Below are 21,222 nucleotides of genomic sequence, written 5' to 3' on the forward strand. Positions count from 1 at the left end.
TTTATTTTTATACCTTTGTTTAGACAAAATCTAAATAAGGTGAGTTATGCTTAAAAGTTATAAAGAACTCACACAAAAAAAGGTATACGTATGCATAAAAATAATGTAGTAAGTTTTGATGTTCGTGATTTAATTGCTGGTGGAACGGATCCGTTTCAGGAAATCATGGAGAGAATCCAAGTATTAAAAAAGAATGAAACTTTAGAAATAATCAACTCATTTGAACCAATTCCTTTAATAAATGTATTAAAATCAGAAGGGTTTACGTGTGAAGTGATTAGAAAAGGTGATTTGGTACACGCCTTTTTTAAAAAGGTAAGTGAGGTTGAAATACGTACAACTGAAGAGGTTACTTGTTCTGCAGAAAATACATTTGATGCTGTTTACAAAACTTATATTGGTAAAATGGACTATGTTGATGTTCGTATGTTAGAAATGCCAGAACCAATGACCACCATTTTAGAAAAACTAGAACATTTATCAATTGGTTATTGTTTACTGGTAGACCATTCAAAAGTGCCTCAATTTTTATTACCAGAGTTAAAAAAGAGAAACTTCAATATATTTTACAATAAAATTGATGAAAACCACCTTCAATTATTAATTACACGTACATAATGAATGGTTTAAAAACAACAAACGCACCTTCAAGTAGCGTTGTTATTCCTCATTTTATTTATGGAGGTATAAGTCTTATTATTTTAGCAGTTTTATTAGTGTTAGCCGATACATATCTGTTAAAAGCCTATTTTAATACAAAATTACTCGCAATTACACATATTGCGGTTTTAGGTTGGGCCTCTATGATTATTTTTGGAGCGTTATATCAACTTGTACCTGTAGTTTTTGAAACCGCTTTGTTTAGTGAAAAATTAGCAAAAAGCACCTTTTGGTTTTCGAGTTTTAGTGTACTGTTTTTGTCGTACTCATTTTGGGTAGGTTCGTACGTTACATTATTGCCGTATGCATCAGTTTTTATGTTTGTTTCATTATTAATGTTTGTTGTAAATATTGGCTTAACGTATAAAAAAGCGACTTTGAAAAACATAAAATCTACATTTGTAATAACTGCTGTATTTTGGTTGTTTATTACTGAGTTAATAGGAACAATTATAGCGTTAAATTTCAAGTTTAATTTTCTTACACAAATTCATCTTCATTATCTTAAAATACACGCAACTGTTGGTTTAATTGGCTGGTTTATGCTGTTAATTATAGGTGTAGGCGCCACATTAATTCCTATGTTTTTAATATCACATGAGTTAAAAGAGCAAAAATTAAAATATACTTTTATTTTTATAAACGGTGGTTTATTAATGGCCTTAATTAATTGGTTTTTATTTCAAAAAAATGAAGTAGATATTTTAATTTCATTACTAATGATTGGAGGAATTTTCTTTTTTGTTTCTTTCATTTATGATTCTTATAAAAAGAGATTGCGTAAAAAACTAGATGTTGGTATGCAGTATTCTATGCTTGCAATTGCTGCTATTTTTATACCGTTTATTTTAATTGGTTTTATGGTTTTTAATACAACCATTGAAGTTGAATTTTTATATAGAATTAGTACGTTTTATGGTTTTTCTATTATTTTTGGATTGATTACAACTTTAATTTTAGGGCAAACCTATAAAACACTTCCGTTTATTGTTTGGTTACATAAATACCAAAAATTAGTTGGTAAAATGAAAACACCTTTACCACGCGAATTGTATTCTGAAAAAATAGCAACAGTTCAATTTATCCTTTATTTTGTGTTTATAGGAGCATTTGTTATAGGTTTTTTGTTCAACCAAATTTTATTTATAAAAATAGGAAGCTATGCATTGCTAATTGTTGCATTATTATACAATGTGAATATATTTAAAATAATTACCCATAAAGTTAAATCTGTTGAAAATGAATAATCAAGAAATAGCCCAGTTTGAATTAGATACACTAGAACTTCTAAAAAATGTGATGGATCCTGAAATTGAAATTAATATTGTTGATTTAGGACTTATTTATGAATTAAAATACGATGGTGAACATCAAATAGATATAGAGCTTACTTTTTCAACGCCTTCTTGTCCGTTAGGAGCAACCATCATTTCAAATATAAAAGAAACCATTTTACAAAAACATCCGAAAATTGCAACAAATGTAAATGTGGTTTTTGAACCAAAATGGTCTACAGCTTTTATTAGTACTGAAGGAAAACGAGTTTTAGGCTTGTAAAATTAGCACTTTTTCCAGAAGAAAGGTGTAAATAAAATTAAGACAGTAAATAATTCTAATCTGCCTATCAACATTAAAAAAGAACAAGTCCATTTTGCTGGAACAGATAAATGAGAGAAATTATCTACAGGGCTAACTGTACCAACTGCCGGTCCAATATTTCCTAATGATGAAGCAGCAGCTCCCATCGCTGAAATAAAGTCAAGTCCAAAAACGGCTAGAATTACAGAACTCACAATAAAAATACCCATATACAACACAAAAAACGAAAGTATATTAAATGCAATGTTTTGAGGGATACCAGAACCATCATAACGCACAGGTAAAATGGCATTAGGATGTAATAATTTTTTAAATTCTAAAATACTGTTTTTTATAATTATAATATGTCTTACAATTTTAACACCACCACTGGTTGAACCTGCAGAACCTCCAATAAAAAATAAAGAAAACATTAATATAGTTCCAATGGAGCTCCACATTGTAAAATCTGCTGAAACAAATCCAGTTGTTGTAAGTACTGAAACTACCTGAAAAGCGGCATGCCTAAACGCACTTTCTGCTTTTCCCCAAGGTTCTGGGTGATGTATACTTGTAACTAAATCTGGATCTCTATAGTTTAAAATTATTACCGTAAGTACTAACGTAAAACCTATTACTCCAAAAAAGTAATACCTAAATTCTTCACTTTTAAACACCTTTTGGATTTTTCCTTTTAGTGCAAAGTAGGTAAGTACAAAGTTTGCACCAGCTACAAACATAAATGCAGTAATTATATATTGAATTAAAGGCGTGTTATTATAATAAGCAATGCTAGAATTTTTTGTTGAAAATCCGCCAGTACTCATAGTTGCCATTGCGTGATTAATAGCATCAAACCAAGTCATTCCGGCAAACTTTAAAAGAAAAAATTCAGTAAAAGTTAAAGAGAAATAAATTAACCAAAGGCGTTTTGCTGTTTCTGTAATTCTTGGATGCATTTTATCGGCGCTGGGTCCTGGTGCTTCAGCCATAAAAAGCTGCATACCTCCAATTCCTAATAAAGGTAAAATAGCCACTGTTAGTACAATAATTCCCATTCCTCCAATCCAGTGAGTAGCACTTCGCCAAAAAAGAATTCCTTTTGGCATAGATTCAATATCAGTTAATATAGATGAACCCGTAGTTGAATAGCCCGAGATGGTTTCAAAAAAAGCATCAGTAAATTGTGGAATTGTATTGGTGAAAACATAGGGTAAAGTCCCTGTAAAAGAGAGCATTAACCAACCAAGTGTTACGATAATGTATCCTTCTTTTTTACCTAGGTTTTTCTTCGCTTTTCTATTTGTAAACCAAAGTGAAAAACCAATTGCAATAGTAGTTAAACCTGCATATAAAATTCCCCATTTGGCCTCTTCGTTAAAGTACATGCTAAATGGTACAGCAATTAACATAAACACTCCATTTAACATAGAAGTTAAACCTAAAAAACTAATAATGATTTTAATGTTTAGTTGTTTCATTATTAATTAAATAATTTTTCAACTTTATGAATTGCTTCAGGCAAACAAAATACTACAGCTTTGTCTCCGGCTTTTATTTGAAAATCTCCAAAAGTCATCATGGCAACGCCATTTCTAATTACACCACCAAAAACTGCTTTTTTTGTAATTTTTATATCCTTTACAAGGTTTTTAGTCACTTTTGAGTTTTCTTTAACTAAAAATTCTAAAACTTCGGCATCAACATTATGAAGGTTGGCCAATTTTAAAACTTCTCCTTTTCTTACATGCTTAAAAATAGCACTAGCAGCTAATAATTTTTTATTAATTAGTGTGTCAATTCCAATAGTTTGAGAAATGTTTATGTAGTCCATATTCTCAACTAAAGCTATGGTTTTTTTAACACCTTTAGATTTTGCTACTAAACAAGACATGATATTTGTTTCAGAATCACCTGTAACAGCAACAAATGCATCCATTTGAGCAATATTTTCTTCTTCAAGTAACTCTACATTTCTACCATCACCTTTTATAACAAGTGCATTTGGAATTTTCTCAGCAACTTCAAAAGCTCTAGTTTTATTTAACTCAACTAGTTTGATATTGAAGTTGTTTTCGCAAAGGTTTCTAGCAGCTTTTACACCAATTTTACTTCCACCTAAAATCATAACATCTTTTACTCCAAATTGGGTTTTACCCATAAGTTTGTATAAACTTTTAATACTTTCTTTTGGAGCTGAAAAATAGATTTGATCATTTGCGCTGTAAATTGAATTTCCTCTAGGGATAATTGTTTCGTACCTATTTTCAGGCTTTATAGCAATAGTTATAAAATCAATAGTTGAAAATCTTTCTCTAGCTTCTTGTACCGTAAGGCCAATTAATGGCGAGTTGTATTCAAGTGTGCTTCCAAGAATATTTAAGGTTCCGTTTTCAAATTCAATTGTGTCATTAAAAGCAGATTGATTTAGCAACATTTTAATTTCATTGGCAGCAAGCTCACCAGGAGAAATCATACTATCAATACCAATTTCAGTAAAATCAATTTCAGAATTTTGTGTAAATTCATGATTTGAAATACGCGCTATTGTTTTTTTTGCACCTAATTTTTTTGCTAAAATTGCGATGGTGAAATTTGTGTTTTGAGATTCAGTAACCGCTAAAAAAATATCGGCTTTTTCAATATGAACTTCTTTAAGTAATTTTATAGAAGTTGCATCACCTTTTTTTGTAATTACATCAATATGGTTACTTGCATATTCAAGTTTTTCAGAATCTGTATCTATTAAATAAATATCTTGAGATTCAAAAGAAAGCAGTTTTGCTAAGTGAAAACCAACATCTCCTGCACCCGCAATTATAATTTTCATGTGTAGAAATATTTGGACAAAGATATTACTCTTATTTGTAAATAGTAAATTTATTTTAATCTATAACAAAGTGTTAAATTAGTAACTATTGTGTTGAAATACTTTGAGTAGTTGTTTTAAAATAAGTTTAGCATTATATTTAGTATGAATGTAGCTGCTCTTTTTTCATTTTTTTTCTTACAAAATACTGCTATCTTTGAGAAAAAAAGCATGAAATATGAAAGTAAAACCCTATCTATCAAAGCTTGGGCTGAAGATGATAGACCTCGTGAAAAGTTAGTGTTAAAAGGAAAAACCGCTTTATCTGACGCTGAATTAATTGCAATTTTAATTGGTTCAGGAAATAGAAATGAAAGTGCTGTTGACCTGTCAAAAAGAATTCTCAGTTCTATTGATAATAATTTAAATAAATTAGGAAAATTGTCTGTTTCCGATTTACAAAAATTTAAGGGAATTGGTGAAGCAAAGGCCGTTTCAATTATTACAGCATTAGAATTAGGAAGAAGAAGACGGTTGGAAGAAGCTTTAATAGTTCCAAAAATAACCAGTAGTAAAGCTGTTTTTGAAATAATGCAACCTTTAATTGGAGAATTGCAGCACGAAGAGTTTTGGATTGTTTATTTAAATAACTCAAACAAAGTATTGTTTAAAGAACAATCTAGCAAAGGTGGTTTAACAGGTACGTTGGTTGATGTTCGATTGGTGTTTAAAAAAGCTATTGATTTGTTTGCTACAGCTATCATTTTGTGCCATAATCATCCATCAGGAAAACTACAGCCTAGTGTAGCAGATAAAGCAATTACAAATAAATTAAAACTTGCCGGAGAAACATTAGATATAAAAGTGCTAGATCATTTAATTATTACAGAAAATGCTTATTTTAGCTTTGCTGATGAAAGTTTAATATAAAGCACAGCATTCAACTATATGTTATTAGTTTATACGCATAAAATTACCCCAAGGGTTAATTATATTTTTAAACATTTTTTTGTTCGAATATTACAAATTCCAGTGAAGTTTACTACAAAAGTTGACGAGTTTGTGGCACATAACGGGCCTAAAATTACGTATTCAAAAACACCTTTGGCTTCAGAGTTTTTTATTAGAAGTCATGATTTATTGTTTGATCAAGGAATTAATGATATTGATATAAATATTTTGAAATGGGAAGATATTCCATGCTTTTTTCCGGCGGGTGAAGCATCTAGCATTCCGTTTGATATTTTTGCCGCAGGTTTTTATTTAATGAGTAGGTACGAAGAGTATTTACCTCACGTACAAGATTTTCATGAGCGCTTTCCGGCTGAAGAAAGTATAGCTTTTAAAAATGGTTTTTTAGAACAACCCGTTATTGATATTTGGGCATTTAAGTTTTTAGAAGTACTCAAAGAAAAATTTCCAAATTATGAGTATACTAAAAAATCATTTGAGCAAATTTCTACAATAGATGTTGATACGGCTTTTACATTTAAGCATAAAGGAATTGTAAGAACATTTGGTGGTTTTTTAAAAGATATTGTAAACTTTAGATTTGTAAGATTTTGGAATCGTTTAATGTCTATTTTAAATATAAGACAAGATCCTTACAATACTTTTTCTGAAATATTAAGTCTTAAAAAAGAACACAATGTAAAAACATTATTTTTCTTTTTATTAGGAGATTACACCACTTTTGATAAAAATATTTCAGCAACAAATTATAAGTTTCAATCGTTAATAAAATCTGTTGGAGATTATGCCAAAATTGGGATGCATCCTTCGTACTTTTCTTATAAAAATTTAGAGAAAATAAAGAAAGAGAAATTGCGATTAGAAAATATTGTAAATACGCCAATTGTTTTATCTCGTCAGCATTATTTGCGTTTAAGTATTCCAGAAACATATCAATATTTAATTGATTTAGATATTGAAGAAGATTACACAATGGGTTATGCAGAAAAAGTTGGTTTTAGAGCAAGTACGTGCACACCTTTTTATTTTTACGATTTAGATTATGAAATACAAACGCCTTTAAAATTATTTCCATTCGCTTTTATGGATTATACCTTAAATGAACATCAAAAATTTAGTTTAGAGCAATCTTTAGCTAAAATTTTAGAACTAAAACAAACCGTTAAAAATGTAAATGGTGTATTTGTTTCATTAATGCATAACGAAGCTTTAAGTGAAACAGGTATTTGGATTGGTTGGAAAAATATTTACAAGAAAATGTTAGCCAAATAATTTATTGAAACTTTTTACTGTGTTGCAAATAATATAAAACTTCAAATAGTTTTTTAAGTCTCGAATATATTTCTATTTTTAAAAAATGGAAATAAACCACATATTTTTTGATTTAGATCATACACTTTGGGATTTTGAAACCAATTCTGATATTGCTTTTCAAACTATTTTTAAACAGCATAATGTTGAGGTTAGTTTAGAGAAATTTTTAAATTATTATAAGCCAATCAATCAAAAATATTGGAGCTTATACGCTAAGGATAAGGTCTCAAAAGAAGAGTTACGCGTTGGACGATTAAAAGATACCTTTAAAAAAATAAATTTTACAGCATCAAATACTTTAATAGACCATCTATCTGTTGATTATATAAAAGTGTTACCTGATAGTAATTTGTTATTTGATGGAGCACATGATTTGCTAGATCATTTAAAGCCAAATTATGAATTGCATATTATTACCAATGGTTTTAATGAAGTGCAATATAAAAAGCTAGAAAAATCTAATTTAACAAAGTACTTTAAGTCTATAATTACTTCTGAAGATGTAGGCGTAAAAAAACCAAATCCCATAATTTTTCAGCACGCATTAGCAACAGCAAAAGCTACTTCTAAAGAATCAATTATGATTGGAGATAATTGGGAAGCTGACATTATGGGTGCTAAAAATGCGGGTTTTGATGTTATTTATTGTAATTTTAACAACGAGCCTGTTTCACAAAATATAAAATCAGTTTCAAATTTAAATGAAATAAAAAAATACTTATAAAGTAAATCACCCCATTAAACTTTATTATTTGTAATGAAAACCCCTTATAAAATTAGTGCAATTTTTTTGTTGCTATTTCTTACTTTTAGCTGTACAAAAGAAGTAGATTTTGATCAAATTGATGATGTAGATATACATACCAGTTACTTAGTAACGTTGGTGTATTTTAATTTAGAAGCTCCTGATTTTTTAACATCACAAAATATTGAAGAGCCTGTTCAGGCTGATGTTATTCAGGCATCTTTTGCAAATGTTTCTCAAAAATATGTAGAGAAGGTTAAATTAACTATTCTTACAAATAATGAATTCAATAGAGATTTTAATGTAGAAATAATTTTTTTTGATATAGATCAAAACCCAATCTATCAATTAGATCCAATTTTAATTCCTGCAAATTCAACCGAATTAACAACTGTTATAGAAATTCCTTCGCAAGATATTCCTGTTGTTTTTAATACCGCTTATTACGGTTTTATAATTGCATTAAGCGCAAGTAGTGATGGAAGTGTTTTACAACCTGATGATGTATATAGTTTAGAATTTAAGTCGTCTTTAGAATTATTTTTTAATTATAAAAACATATGAAAAATAGCATACTTATAGTTTTTATGTGTTTTTATGCGGCTGTAGCAGCTCAAAACAAGCAAGTATTGTATGGTTTTGCAGGATTGCCACAAACACTTATGTTAAATCCGGGAGCCGAGGTTGAGAATAAATTTTATGTTGGTTTTCCACTACTTTCTCAAGTATCATTTCAAGGAGGAATAACAGCTTTTTCGGCGTATGATATTTTTTCAAAAAGTACCGTAGATATTAATGAAAAAATTGCACAGGTTGTTCAAGATTATGGAAATGCAGAGTTCACACAATTTAATGAACAATTAGAGGTTTTTAGTGGAGGTTTTAAACTAAATGAAGCTACATATTTAAGTTTTGGATATTATCAAGAATTCAATAGTTTAATTAAAGTTCCTAGAGACTTGATTGATTTGGTGTACGAAGGAAATCAAGATATTAATAGACATTACGAGGTAAACAAACTCTCTGCTAGGGCTGAGTTATTAGGTGTATATCACATTGGTGCTTCAAAAAGAATAAATAACAAGCTTCAAATAGGAGGTAGGTTTAAACTTTATACTGGTGTTTTAAATGCAAAAAGCACCTCAAATAATGGTTCATTAGTTTCTATTGAAGGACAAAATAATATTTATACACAAAGACTAGAAAATGTAGATATGTCTGTTCAAACTTCAGGAATTATTTTAGATGATTATGATGCTATTGAACCTTCAGATTATATAAAAAAAATGTTTTTTAGTGGAAACTATGGTATAGGTGTAGATGTTGGTTTTACGTATCATTTCAAAAAACAATGGACTGTAACTGGAAGCGCACAAGATCTAGGTTTTATTTATTATACCAAAGATGTTGAGTCGTACAGCGCAAAAGGTAGTTTTGAATTAGAAGGTTTTGACTTAGGTTTTGATTTAGAGAATCCTGAAGATTATTGGAACGATTTAAAAGATAGGTTTGAAGAAGAAGTACAAATTGATACATTGTATTCAAATTATATTGCCACAAGACCTTTAAAGTTAAACGGATCACTTTACTACTCTTTTGGACGAGAATTTGATGACTGTAGATTTGAGTTAAGGCCCGATAAATATGTGAATAAAGTTGGCCTTCAATTATTCTCAAGGTTGGGTTCTGTGCATTCATATGTGGCTGCTACTTTGTTTTATGAACGTAGGTTTAGTAAGTTGTTACAAGCCAAAATATCTTATACAGCAGATCCTTTTTCGTTTTCAAATTTAGGAGTTGGAGTCTCAACGCAATTAGGTCCATTAAATTTGTATGTTGTGGCTGATAATTTGTTGTATTTAAATAATTTGTACAGTGCTAAAAGTATAAGTATGCAGGCTGGTTTAAATTTTATATTTTACAATAAATAATTAGTACATTTACAAAAAATCACATAATAATATTTAATTCAGTTCATAATTTATGTTACGTACATTTTCTACATTTTGTCTTTTTATTTTAATTAGTACTACTTTATTTGCGCAAAAATCAATAAAAGATTATAAATATGTTATTGTTCCAAATCAATATGAATTTCAAAAATCAGAAGACCAGTATCAAGTAAACTCATTGGTAAAGTTTTTGTTTGAAAAAGAAGACTATGGAGTTTATTTTAGCGACGATAGTTTACCAAAAGATTTGGCTACAAATCCTTGTTTAGCACTTAAGGTAATGGTAAATGATATTTCTGGATTCTTATCTACTAAAGTGACTATTAGTTTGGTTGACTGTCATAACACAGTTTTGTACACAACGCCATTTGGAAGATCTAAAATAAAAGATTTTGAAAGAGGATATCACGATGCAATTAGAAAAGCGTATGCAGCTATGAAAGAACAAGAAGCTGAAAAAGAAGCTTTAGCTGCGGAACTTTCTGAAACTGATACTAGCGATGTTCCAGTAAAAGAAGCAGTGGCTGTAGAAGCTATAAATGAAGAAATTGCAAGTGCACCTGTTGAACCTGCAGTAGAGAAAGAAGCGGTTGAAACAAAAAGTGAAATTGATGCTGCTGCTAAAACAGTAAATTCAACAGCCGTTGTTGCTGTAGCTGCTGTACCGGTAGTTGTTCCAAAGCAAGAAGCTACTATAGAACCTGAAAAAGAAGAAAAGTCATTTACAATTGAAGGAACCTATTTTATTGATATGTGGGGAAAATGTGTTATTTCAAAAAAAGGAAGCGATTACAAAGTAGTTGGTGGTGATGAAGATTTTGAGTTTGCTGAAATTTACACAACTTCAAAACCAAATATTTTTATGGTGAAAAAAACAGGGTTTAAGCAAACTCAATTGTTAGAATTAGATGAAAACGGTAATCTAAAAATAGACTCAAAATCAGGTGTTAAAATCTATAAAAGAGTAAACTAATAATTGTATTTAGTTTTCCAACGTTTTTTAAGAAACTCTCTCAAACTATTTTCTCTTGGGTTATTACCAGGTTCAAATAGTTTGGTGTTTTCAATTTCTTTTGGTAAAAATTCCTGTGCCGCAAAGTTATTTTCGTAGTTATGCGAATATTTATATTCTTTACCATAATTTAATTCTTGCATAAGCTTTGTTGGAGCGTTTCTTAGTGCTAACGGAACAGAAAGGTCACCAGTCTCTCTAACCAACGCCTGTGCTTTTCCAATGGCTTCGTATGAGGTGTTACTTTTAGGTGAACTAGCTAAATAAACCGCACACTGACTTAAAATAATGCGTGATTCAGGAAAACCAATAGTAGTAACTGCCTGAAAAGTGTTATTGGCTAAAATTAAAGCGGTAGGGTTTGCATTTCCAATATCTTCTGAAGCTAAAATAAGTAATCTTCGGGCAATAAATTTGGCATCTTCACCACCTTCAATCATTCTTGCTAACCAATAAACAGCAGCGTTAGGATCACTTCCTCTAATAGATTTAATAAAGGCCGAAATAATATCATAATGCTGTTCACCTGTTTTGTCGTAAAATGAAGTGTTTTTTTGAACCTTTGACAGCACCATTTCATTGGTAATGGTAATAGGTTCATCTTCAGAATTCACCACCAATTCAAAAATATTTAGCAACTTTCGAGCATCTCCACCAGATATTCTAAGCAAAGCATCTGTTTCTTTAATTTCAATTTTTTTGGTTGAAATAAATTTATCTTTTTGCAAAGCACGTTGTAATAAAGCTTCTAAATCAGTTTTTGTAAACGAATTTAAAATATAAACTTGACAGCGAGAAAGTAATGCCGGAATCACCTCAAAACTTGGGTTTTCAGTAGTTGCCCCAATTAAAGTTACCCATCCTTTTTCAACTGCACCAAGTAAAGAATCTTGTTGAGATTTGCTAAACCTATGAATCTCATCAATAAAAAGTATTGGGTTTTTAGTTGTAAATAAACCACCACTTTGTTTTGCCTTTTGTATCACATCACGCACATCTTTTACTCCAGAACTAATGGCGCTCAAGGTGTAAAATGGGCGTTTAGATTCTTGCGCAATAATATTTGCCAACGTAGTTTTTCCAATGCCCGGCGGTCCCCATAAAATTAGCGATGGAATAATTCCGCGTTTAATATGTTGCGTTAAAGAGCCATTTTTACCAACTAAATGTTGCTGACTAATATAATCGTCTAAGTTTTTTGGACGAATCCGTTCTGCTAAAGGTTCATTCATATGGTAAAAATAACAATAATATTGTTTTGGGCGTTACACAGCATTGCATTTGTGTTGGGCTTTTAGCTAAATCTTTTGTTAGATTTCTACGTTGTTTCATTCAAAAGAAAGGATACCGCTGCAATCCCTAACGCAAAGTAATCTTCAATAAATACTTAAGTTTAAAATAAATAGTTGAGACATTGCAGCAATAGAATTAATTGTATTTTTACACTATGTCTAACCACCAAGTTGTTTTTAAATCTAAGGCCTTATATATTGCTGTTTGTACAGTGTTGTTATTGTGGTTTATTTACTTTATTGAAATTCAGTTTGGATTTAATTTTAATAAATTTGGAATCTTTCCTAAAACATTGAAAGGTTTAAAAGGCGTTCTGTTTTCACCATTTATACATAGCGATATAAAGCACTTATTTAATAACTCTATTCCGTTGTTGGCAATGTTATGGAGTTTGTATTATTTCTATGGTAAAATTGCAAGTAAAGTTTTGTTAATTGGATTATTGCTTACCGGAATTTTAACATGGTCCTTTGCGCGCCCTTCGTATCATATTGGAGCTAGTGGTGTTGTATATATGTTGGTTAGCTTTATTTTTTTTAGCGGATTATTACGTAAATATTATCGTTTAATAGCATTATCATTAGCAGTTGTATTTTTATACGGAAGTATGATTTGGTATATTTTTCCTGTAGAAGAACGTATTTCTTGGGAAGGTCATTTATCTGGCTTTATTGTTGGTCTTTCTTTTGCTGTTTTGTTCCGTAAACTTGGACCGCAACCTGAACAATTTCAGTATTCTGAAAATGAAGAGTTTGAAAAATTATTTGACGAAAACGGGAATTTTGTTCCACCTGAAGAAGATTAAGAAAATCTTGATATTAACGAGATATAAAAAAAGATGTACATCTTTTTAAAATAGTTGTACACCTTTTTTTATTAGTTGTACACCTAATTACATACGGTGTACAGTTTATGATTTTAATTGCTCAACTTTTAAGTTGCTGTGCGTTTTATTTTAAACGTTGTCTTGTTGCTTCATATAAAAAAGCACCACAAGCCACAGATACGTTTAAAGATTCAATTTCACCTAATAGCGGTAATTTAGCTTTATGCGTTGCAATTTTTAAAATGGATGGGTTTATTCCTCTATCTTCTGAGCCCATAATTATAGCTGTTGGTACAGTTAAATTGATATCGTAAATTAAATTATCAGTTTTTTCAGTTGCAGCTACAATTTGTATGTCGGCTGCTTGAAAATGAAAAATAGCATCTTTAATATGATCTACTTTACAAATTGGAACCTTAAATGCTGCACCTGCTGAAGTTTTAATAGTATCAGCACTCACAGGGGCATTTCCTTGTTTTTGAATTATGATACCGTTTACTCCAGTACATTCAGCTGTTCTAATAATAGCGCCAAAATTTCGTACATCAGAAAGTTGATCTAATAATAAAAATAGAGGTGTAGTGGTTTTTTCTAAGGTAGAAGTTATCAAATCATCTAAATCAATAAATCCTATTGGTGAAATTTGTGCTGCAACACCTTGGTGGTTACTGTTTTTTGAAAATCTATTTAGTTTTTCTACAGGTACATAGCTGCTTGCTATATTGTGTGCTTTTATAAGTGTGTTTAATTCTGAAAATAAATGTCCAGTTAAACCTTTTTGTAAATATACTTTACTAATTGTTTTACCTGAATTAATAGCTTCTATAACTGCTCTAATTCCAAAAATTTTAGATTCTTCGTTTTCCATAGTGCAAATGTACTTAAAAATAAAAAACCACCTCGATTAGAGGTGGTTTTAAATTTATTTAGTTTAAAATGATGCTTTAGTATATTATAAAAACAATTAATTCAAACAAAAATTCTCTTACTTAGAAATAACAGTTAAATGAACAATCCTTTTTTCTGTTAGTATTAATTTAAGGAAGAATAGTATTTACATAAAGCTATAATACTTGCTTCATTTTTAATATTAACATTGTTTTCTTTTAAATATTTTTTTATTTCAGTTTTATGTGTTGGGAAAATGCTGCTAATTTCCTTTTTACTTTTCTTTATTTTTTGAGGTAAAACTGTTTCGTTTAATTGGATGTAATAATAAATGTAATCAACTAATTTAGGTGGAGTAGAAGTGGTTAAGCTTGTTTGAGCAACTCTTCCTTCTTTGAATACTTTTTTAGTTTGTTTATATAGTTTTAAGCTATCTGTTATGTAAAGCTCTATCAAATATCCGCTTTCAACAATGTCTTCTTTTGTATAGAATGATTTTAAAGTATACGTTTCATTATTAATAGTAGCAGTTAGATCTGTTAACTTTTTAATGAATGAAATTTGATTGTTTAATTCAATTTCAATATCATCAACATATGCATTATACCTGAGTGGTATTTTTTTTCCATATTTTTTAGAGTTCATATAAAGTTGCCCAATTGTAAAATCTTCGTTGAAATATTGTGTTCCAACAATATTTTCTTCAAGAGGTGTACTTTCTCTTGATAGTCCTAATACTTTATGGTAGGCATTTTGAACTTGTGCAGTCATTTGACCATCCATATATTGTTGAGAATACATATTTATAGCTATAAAAAAGCAAAGTAAATTTAGTAGTGCGTAGCGTTTCATTTTAGTAGTGTTATTGTTCTTTTAAAATAAAAAACCACTCAAATATTTATCTGAGTGGTTTTAAAATTATTTAGTTAAAATGTTGGTTTAGTAACCGTCATTTTGTACCATATTTGAGTTTGCATTCATTTCGGCAGCTGGAATAGGGTAAGCCATTCTAGAGTCTCCGTAAGGAATAGTTGCAGAAATATTTTGTTGTAATGAGAATTTAGTAATGTCTTGTCCAGTTCTTAATAAATCATCATATCTAAACCCTTCAAACATTAATTCTTTTCTTCTTTCATCAAGAATATCTTCTTTAGTTACAGCAGATAAAGCAGGTACACCTCTTTCAAGTCTTAACTTGTTAATTTGTGCAAGTGCATCTCCACCATCTTCTAATAAAGCCTCAGCATAGTTTAAAATAACTTCTTCATATCTAATAAGATTTACGTTATTTACACCATTTAAGTCAGGGTATTTGTATAAGTTTCTTAACATTAAACCTTCATATCCTAAAATATCAGCTCTAACATCACCAGTTTCAAAAATATCAATTACTTCATCAATAACTTGAACGTCACCATAACTACCAGTAGCTCCTAATTTGTAAATAAAACCTAAACTGTTACTTCCTAAGTTATCAGCTAAATTAAAGGCTAATTCAAAAATTGAGTTACCTGAGCTATTTTGGTTAAATGAATTTACATAATCAGCAGCAGGAATAATTGAATATAAACCTGAATCAATAACAGCTTTTGAAGCTGATTTAGCAGTTGCCCAATCTCCAAAGTATATTGCAACTCTAGACTCAATAGCTTTTGCAGCGTATTTAGATATGAATTGTTTTGATGAATCAAAATATGAATCGCTCATTAAGCTAAATGCCATAGTTAAATCATCCATAATCATTTCTTTTACTTCAGCAACAGTATTTCTACTTGGAAATAAATCACTTCCTTTAAATTCCGTTACATAAGGTACACCTAATGTTCCTCCAACGTGTTGTTGACCAAATTCTCTTAATAAATCAAAGTGACATAAAGCTCTCATAGCATATGCTTGACCTCTTAAGTGCTCACCGTATGCAGCATCTCCACTTAATGAAGAAACATCAGTTCCAATGATAATGTTTGCACTCGCAATTGCAGCGTATGCATTATCCCACATAAAACCTGTGTTTTCGTTGTATGTAAATGTAGCTTGTGTTGTAAAACGACCAGAGTTTCCGTTAGAAAAACAGTTGTCAGTTCTTACTTCATTTGTTACAATAATGTCTCTTCCGTAATAACCACTACCGGTCATTATGCTATATGCACCTTTAATAATACCATAAAGGTTGCTAACATCGGTAATACTTCCTTCAACAGTTTTTTCTTGTTCAAGGCTAGGGTCTAAATCATCTGTGTTACATCCAGTGAATGATATAAGCCCTATGAAAACCAATAAGTATATTCTATTTATTTTTTTCATGATTTCTTAAAATTTAAAGTTAATACCAAATATGAATGACTTTGAAGCTGGTGTTGTTAATGCAGTTTGACCGTTGCTAGAAATAGTTTCTGGGTCAAATTTCAAGTACTCATCCTTCACCCAAGTAAATGCGTTTGTTGCACGTACATATACTCTAAATGAATCAAAGAAATTGATTTGTTCAAGAGTTTTAGAGTTAAAGTCATATCCTAAAGTCACATTCTTAAGTCTGATGAAGTCACCATCATATAAGAATTTAGAGTGGCTTTGCCATGGTCTAGTTGTGTATTCAAATTTACCATTTCTTGTTCCAGTATCACCTGGCTCTTGCCATCTATCAAGTAATGTATTTAATCCTTGGTAGTAAGCAGTTGTGAAAAGGTCAGTTCCTTGCGTATATCTCGCCCAAGATTCGTATACTTTGTGTCCTCCTGCGTAATATGCACTAGCATCTAAAAAGATTCCTTTAAAGTCTACGTGGAAGTTCATACCAGCAGTAATTGTAGGTAATTGGCTTCCTCCTTGCCATACAGCTTCAGCGTCATTAAAGTTATCAGTAGTTTCTGTACCTTCTTCTCCGTTAATGTACCATAATTCAGAACCTGTTTCAGGATCTACACCAGCCCAAGTTGGCATAAACCATCCGTATACTGGGTGTCCTTCGTCAACTTTTCTAGTTGAAGATGTAATTGTAATAGTTTCACCATTACCATCTTTCGCTAATTTTAATACTTCATTTGCATTTGAAGCAAAGTTACCACCTAAAGAAAGGTTGAAGTCTTCTTTTTCAATAATTCTAAAGTTAATTTCTCCTTCAATACCTTTATTTTCCATACTACCAATATTTCTATATTGAGAAGTAAATCCAGTAGTTAAAGAAAGAGGCACATCTAATAATAAGTCTCTAGACTCTCTGTTATAGTAAGCAATAGAACCACTAATTCTGTTTTGTAAGAAACCAAACTCAAGACCAATGTCATAAGTATAAGAAGTTTCCCAAGATAAATCATCATTACCAAAAGTTGTTGGTACTACAGCACCTTCACCTGCGTAATCAGATCCGTATCCAAATTTAGCTTGGAATTGGTTTAAATCAATTGAAGCATTACCTGTTACACCATAAGATGCTCTAAGTTTTAAGTTGCTTAACCAATCTGCATTTTCCATAAAACCTTCTTTGAAAATGTTCCATGCTGCACCAACAGACCAGAAGTTACCCCATCTATTGTCAGGAGCAAATCTTGAACTACCTTCTCTTCTAAATGTAGCATCTAAAACATATTTAGAGTTGTAACCAGAGTAGTGAATTGTTCCTAAGTAAGAAGCAATTGACCAGTCAGTGTATCCTGAATAAGCAGAAGTTGGACTACCTGCAGAATCTAAGTTTGTTAACCCGTCATCAGCAAAAGATTCACCATCAGCACCTAAATAGTAAAATCTATTTTTTTGCCATTCTTGTAAAGCTTTTACAGAAATACTGTGATCTTCATTAATATCAAATGAATAATCTAAAGCATTTTGGAATACATAGTTTGTTCTGCTGTTGTGCTCTTGCCATCCGTAACCGTCTGTACTAGCACCATCACCACGAACTCTGTTTCTATATCTTTTGTAGTTGTAGATTTGGTAGTCAATGTTTACTCTTGAACTGAAAACTAAATTTTCAATTGGAGTTGCCCATTCTACAGAGTTGTTAGATAAAATTCTTGTAAATTTAGAATCATCAATATCTTCTTGTGCAATCCAAAGTGGATTAGGTAAAGAAGTACCAGGATCTAATACGTTTATTTCACCTTCAGTTGTATAAGGTTGATCTAATCCAGGCATAAAGAATTTAACTGCACGTGGAGAAGAAAAATAAGCACTTGATTCTAATAAACCATCTTGGTAAGTATGTGAAGCTTGATTTTTAGTACTAAATTTAATGCTTTCAGATAATTGCTTGTCAAAATTTAATGATCCTGAAATTCTATCAAATGTAGAACCAATTACAGTTGCTTCTTGGTCATAGTAACCTAAACTTACGTAGAAGCTAGATGTTTCATCACCTCCTTGAGCAGATAAGTTGTACTCTTGTAAAGGAGCATTTTCATTTGTAATTACATCAGACCAATTTCCTTCTGGTCTACCAGCTGCATTCCAGTCTGTGTAGTCAGTACCAAATGAACTTGGGTAAGTTTCATAAAAATCTTGAGCTTCATCTTTTGTAAAACCATAAGCTTCACCATATGTATTGTAAATAGCCTCATAGTATAACATTTCTCTTTCAGCAGCTGTTAATGGAGTTGGTCCATCTACAGCATCATTAGACCATCCATAAGATGAGTTGAAGTTGAAGCTAGTTTTACCTGCTCTACCACTTTTAGTTGTAATTACAACTACACCATTTGCTCCACGTGCTCCATAGGCAGCAGTTGCAGATGCATCTTTTAATACAGTCATACTTTCTATATTGTTACTATCAATACTTGATAAGATAGAAAGAGATGAACCAGATGTTGTTGCAGAAGCATTTCCGTTAACCATTGGCACTCCGTCAATTACAAATAAAGGTTCATTACCTGCAGTAATTGAACTAATACCTCTAATTCTAATATCATTAGTTGCTCCTGGTGTACCAGATGAACCGTTTATTACTAAACCAGCTACTTTACCTTGTAACACTTGATCAACTGATGCTACAGGAACATTTGCAATTTCGTCTGCGTTTACTTGTACTGTTGAACCTGTAATTTCAGTTTTCTTTTGAGTTCCGTAACCTAAAATTACTACCTCTTCAAGAACGTTATTACCTTCCATTACTACATTAATAGTATTAGAAGCACCAACAGTTTTTTCAATAGTATTCATTCCTATAAAGCTAAAAACGATGATATCGTTTGCTGAAGCTGTTACGGAAAACTTCCCATCAAAATCTGTCTGAGTACCATTACTAGTACCTTTGACAATAACATTTACTCCAGGTAATGGTCCGGTTTCATCAGAAACAGTACCCGAAACTGTTTTTTCTTGTGCAAAAGTGAATTGCACTACTAACGCTAATAACAGCGTTAAAATTCCATTAAACTTTGTTTTCATTGTAAATTTGTTTGAGTTAAATTTATGTTTAAATCTGCGATAAATATATAAAAAAGATGTTAATATAAAGCAACAACTTTTGCATATAGCTATACTAAGTTAACTACCATAAGATGAAAATTAATAGTTAAGGTTGCGTTAAAATTGAAGTTTTTTTTCCTAAAAAATGGTTAAAAAAGCATGTTTATGAACTTTTAGTAGTTTTATTCCCTTGAAAACAAGGGGCTGAGCGGATGTTTGGTGTTGTTTGTTGATTTTTGGTTTTTTTTAGATTTGGGTTAAAAAAGTATATTTTTCAGGAAGGTCTTGTTCGCTATTTTTTTTTAAAATTTTTTTAATTTTTTTTTTGAGTCAGATGTTATTTTTTGAATTATTGGATACTAAATAGTATTTAGGTGTTTTATGTAAATAGCTTGAATTTTTTTAAATAGAAGTAAGAAATTATACTCATATCCTATTTGTAGTTTCTAACATATTCATACTAATGAATGCTACAGAATGTAAATTATTATTTGAATTATAAAATTAAGGTAGACCTAAATAGTTATTGATCATTTCTTTATTTACTGATAAGATAATTAGGTGGTATATTCGTTTTAGGAGAATCTATTTTTTTTGTTACTTAAAGCTTCAACTTCTTTTCCTTTAAAAAGTAATTTATTTGAATACTATATTTTTCGTTGTCGTGTATATATAATGTATCATAAATAAATTTTTTCTGTTTTATATGAATGGTTAAAAATTAAATAGATTTCTAACTAAATATGTTGTTGTTTATTATTTCAGTATATTTTGGTGAGGATTTTGTACTTGAGTAGTTGTTGTTTTACCATTCTTATTTTAAAGTTGTTCAGAATAAAAAAACCACCCAAAAATTAATTTGAGTGGTTTTTATATTTAATTATGGGATTATTTTTTATTCATCACATAAGTTTAAAGCGAATGGTCCTACAGCAGGACTTGGTCCTCCTTCAAAAACCAAGTTTCCACTAGGAGCATAGACTTGGAAAGTAACTTCACCATCCCAATCTCCAGATGAAAAACTAAAAATTAATTCAGTACTTCCGTCTGGTACATCCACATCAACAGAACCTGAAGAACCACTTGTTAAAGTGTATGGAGTTGTAGTTCCATCAATTGTAACATCAACTGATGCACCATTCCATCCGTCTCCATAAGAATCTTGCATATCAATAACGTATACACCTGTAAATGGAGTTTCAGGAACACATATAATAGTAGATGTGTATGCGTAAGGTGAGTTAAAATATGATCCTTGTAGTGTACTACTTGCATCATCTGAACTAAATACTCTGCCATCAGTTAAAGTTAACTCAAGTCTGAAAACAAATTGATCTCCACCAAAGTAATCACCTTCAGAAAGCCCTAAAGTAGCTAATGTTTCAGCAAAAGTTATAGCAAATGAAGTTGATGGTAATTTGTTAGCTTCACTTAAAACAAATTCAGAAGCGTCTATAGAAGCAGCTAATACCTCAGAAGAAGAAGTTCCTTCAGTTTTGTTATTATGAGAAACATAAATATCTACTTTTGATAAAAGATCTCCGTATTCTTCATCTTGTTCTTCAAATTCAACTTCGAATTTAGAAGTTAAATCGAATATATTGAAATTTAAATTTTTAATTTCAAGAGTTCTCAGAATTGCTCCATACTCTATATTTTCAGTAACAGTGTAAACTGTATTATCTGGATCTTTACAACTAAAAGTTGTAGCGAAGATAAGAGCAAAAATTAATATTTTATTTAATATTTTTTTCATTGTTTAAATTTTTA

18 protein-coding genes are annotated in these 21,222 nt (G+C 30.5%); 10 read left to right on the forward strand and 8 right to left on the reverse strand.

The window, feature by feature from the left end:
- Positions 1-90: 90 nt before the first annotated feature.
- Genes ACFQ5N_RS06790 through ACFQ5N_RS06800 form a run of 3 tightly spaced genes read left to right on the forward strand, consistent with a single transcriptional unit; the run spans position 91 to position 2,217 of the window.
- Positions 91-618 carry a DUF2249 domain-containing protein gene (locus ACFQ5N_RS06790; protein ID WP_386808735.1) on the forward strand — a complete coding sequence of 176 codons (528 nt, stop codon included), beginning with the start codon at positions 91-93 and terminating at the stop codon, positions 616-618.
- Positions 618-1,907, forward strand: coding sequence for a hypothetical protein (locus tag ACFQ5N_RS06795; RefSeq protein WP_386808736.1), 1,290 nt, complete (start codon positions 618-620; stop codon positions 1,905-1,907). The genes ACFQ5N_RS06790 and ACFQ5N_RS06795 overlap by 1 nt, the downstream gene beginning before the upstream one ends.
- A complete protein-coding gene (locus tag ACFQ5N_RS06800) occupies positions 1,900-2,217 on the forward strand; it encodes a metal-sulfur cluster assembly factor (protein WP_386808737.1) in 318 nt (105 codons plus the stop codon). The genes ACFQ5N_RS06795 and ACFQ5N_RS06800 overlap by 8 nt, the downstream gene beginning before the upstream one ends.
- Positions 2,218-2,219: 2 nt before the next feature.
- On the opposite strand, the gene ACFQ5N_RS06805 is transcribed toward ACFQ5N_RS06800, so the two are convergent.
- Together ACFQ5N_RS06805 and trkA are read right to left on the reverse strand one after the other, a co-directional pair.
- The gene (locus ACFQ5N_RS06805; protein ID WP_386808738.1) at positions 2,220-3,719 is read right to left on the reverse strand and encodes a TrkH family potassium uptake protein; all 1,500 of its coding nucleotides are present in this window, start codon (positions 3,717-3,719) and stop codon (positions 2,220-2,222) included.
- A 2-nt stretch (positions 3,720-3,721) separates the two neighbouring features.
- The gene (gene trkA, locus ACFQ5N_RS06810; RefSeq protein ID WP_386808739.1) at positions 3,722-5,068 is read right to left on the reverse strand and encodes a Trk system potassium transporter TrkA; all 1,347 of its coding nucleotides are present in this window, start codon (positions 5,066-5,068) and stop codon (positions 3,722-3,724) included.
- Positions 5,069-5,278: 210 nt separating this feature from the next.
- On the opposite strand from trkA, the gene radC reads away from it, so the two are divergent.
- The 6 genes from radC (at position 5,279) to ACFQ5N_RS06840 (ending at position 11,003) form a co-directional block, all read left to right on the forward strand.
- Complete coding sequence (radC, locus tag ACFQ5N_RS06815) at positions 5,279-5,977, forward strand: RadC family protein (RefSeq protein ID WP_386808740.1); 699 nt, start codon at positions 5,279-5,281, stop codon at positions 5,975-5,977.
- A gap of 102 nt (positions 5,978-6,079) precedes the next feature.
- On the forward strand, positions 6,080-7,291 hold the full coding sequence (locus ACFQ5N_RS06820) for a polysaccharide deacetylase family protein (RefSeq protein WP_386808741.1): 1,212 nt from the start codon (positions 6,080-6,082) through the stop codon (positions 7,289-7,291).
- 85 nt (positions 7,292-7,376) lie between these two features.
- On the forward strand, positions 7,377-8,057 hold the full coding sequence (locus tag ACFQ5N_RS06825) for a YjjG family noncanonical pyrimidine nucleotidase (protein WP_386808742.1): 681 nt from the start codon (positions 7,377-7,379) through the stop codon (positions 8,055-8,057).
- 33 nt (positions 8,058-8,090) lie between these two features.
- Positions 8,091-8,642 (forward strand): hypothetical protein, encoded by a 552-nt coding sequence (locus ACFQ5N_RS06830; RefSeq protein WP_386808743.1) that lies wholly within the window; start codon positions 8,091-8,093, stop codon positions 8,640-8,642.
- Positions 8,639-10,009, forward strand: a complete 1,371-nt coding sequence (locus ACFQ5N_RS06835) for a DUF5723 family protein (RefSeq protein ID WP_386808744.1) — start codon at positions 8,639-8,641, stop codon at positions 10,007-10,009. The genes ACFQ5N_RS06830 and ACFQ5N_RS06835 overlap by 4 nt, the downstream gene beginning before the upstream one ends.
- Positions 10,010-10,061: 52 nt before the next feature.
- Positions 10,062-11,003, forward strand: a complete 942-nt coding sequence (locus ACFQ5N_RS06840; RefSeq protein WP_386808745.1) for a hypothetical protein — start codon at positions 10,062-10,064, stop codon at positions 11,001-11,003.
- On the opposite strand, the gene ACFQ5N_RS06845 is transcribed toward ACFQ5N_RS06840, so the two are convergent.
- Positions 11,000-12,274, reverse strand: coding sequence for a replication-associated recombination protein A (locus ACFQ5N_RS06845; RefSeq protein ID WP_386808746.1), 1,275 nt, complete (start codon positions 12,272-12,274; stop codon positions 11,000-11,002). The two genes, ACFQ5N_RS06840 and ACFQ5N_RS06845, sit on opposite strands and share 4 nt — an antisense overlap.
- A 215-nt stretch (positions 12,275-12,489) precedes the next feature.
- Here ACFQ5N_RS06845 and ACFQ5N_RS06850 point away from each other — a divergent pair, with 215 nt between their 5' ends.
- Entirely contained in the window at positions 12,490-13,140 is a 651-nt protein-coding gene (locus ACFQ5N_RS06850; RefSeq protein ID WP_386808747.1) for a rhomboid family intramembrane serine protease, read from the forward strand.
- A gap of 145 nt (positions 13,141-13,285) precedes the next feature.
- Here ACFQ5N_RS06850 and rlmB read toward each other — a convergent pair whose 3' ends face one another.
- From rlmB to ACFQ5N_RS06875, 5 genes are all read right to left on the reverse strand, one after another.
- Positions 13,286-14,029: a 23S rRNA (guanosine(2251)-2'-O)-methyltransferase RlmB gene (gene rlmB, locus ACFQ5N_RS06855; protein WP_386808748.1), complete on the reverse strand. Its 744-nt coding sequence runs from the start codon at positions 14,027-14,029 to the stop codon at positions 13,286-13,288.
- Between the two features lie 164 nt (positions 14,030-14,193).
- Entirely contained in the window at positions 14,194-14,901 is a 708-nt protein-coding gene (locus tag ACFQ5N_RS06860; protein WP_386808749.1) for a hypothetical protein, read from the reverse strand.
- A gap of 87 nt (positions 14,902-14,988) precedes the next feature.
- On the reverse strand, positions 14,989-16,353 hold the full coding sequence (locus ACFQ5N_RS06865; protein ID WP_386808750.1) for a RagB/SusD family nutrient uptake outer membrane protein: 1,365 nt from the start codon (positions 16,351-16,353) through the stop codon (positions 14,989-14,991).
- Positions 16,354-16,359: 6 nt separating this feature from the next.
- Complete coding sequence (locus tag ACFQ5N_RS06870) at positions 16,360-19,431, reverse strand: SusC/RagA family TonB-linked outer membrane protein (RefSeq protein ID WP_386808751.1); 3,072 nt, start codon at positions 19,429-19,431, stop codon at positions 16,360-16,362.
- Between the two features lie 916 nt (positions 19,432-20,347).
- Positions 20,348-21,208 (reverse strand): hypothetical protein, encoded by an 861-nt coding sequence (locus tag ACFQ5N_RS06875; RefSeq protein WP_386808752.1) that lies wholly within the window; start codon positions 21,206-21,208, stop codon positions 20,348-20,350.
- Positions 21,209-21,222 lie beyond the last annotated feature (14 nt).

The organism is Lutibacter holmesii (genome assembly GCF_042679665.1).
GTDB lineage: Bacteria > Bacteroidota > Bacteroidia > Flavobacteriales > Flavobacteriaceae > Lutibacter > Lutibacter holmesii.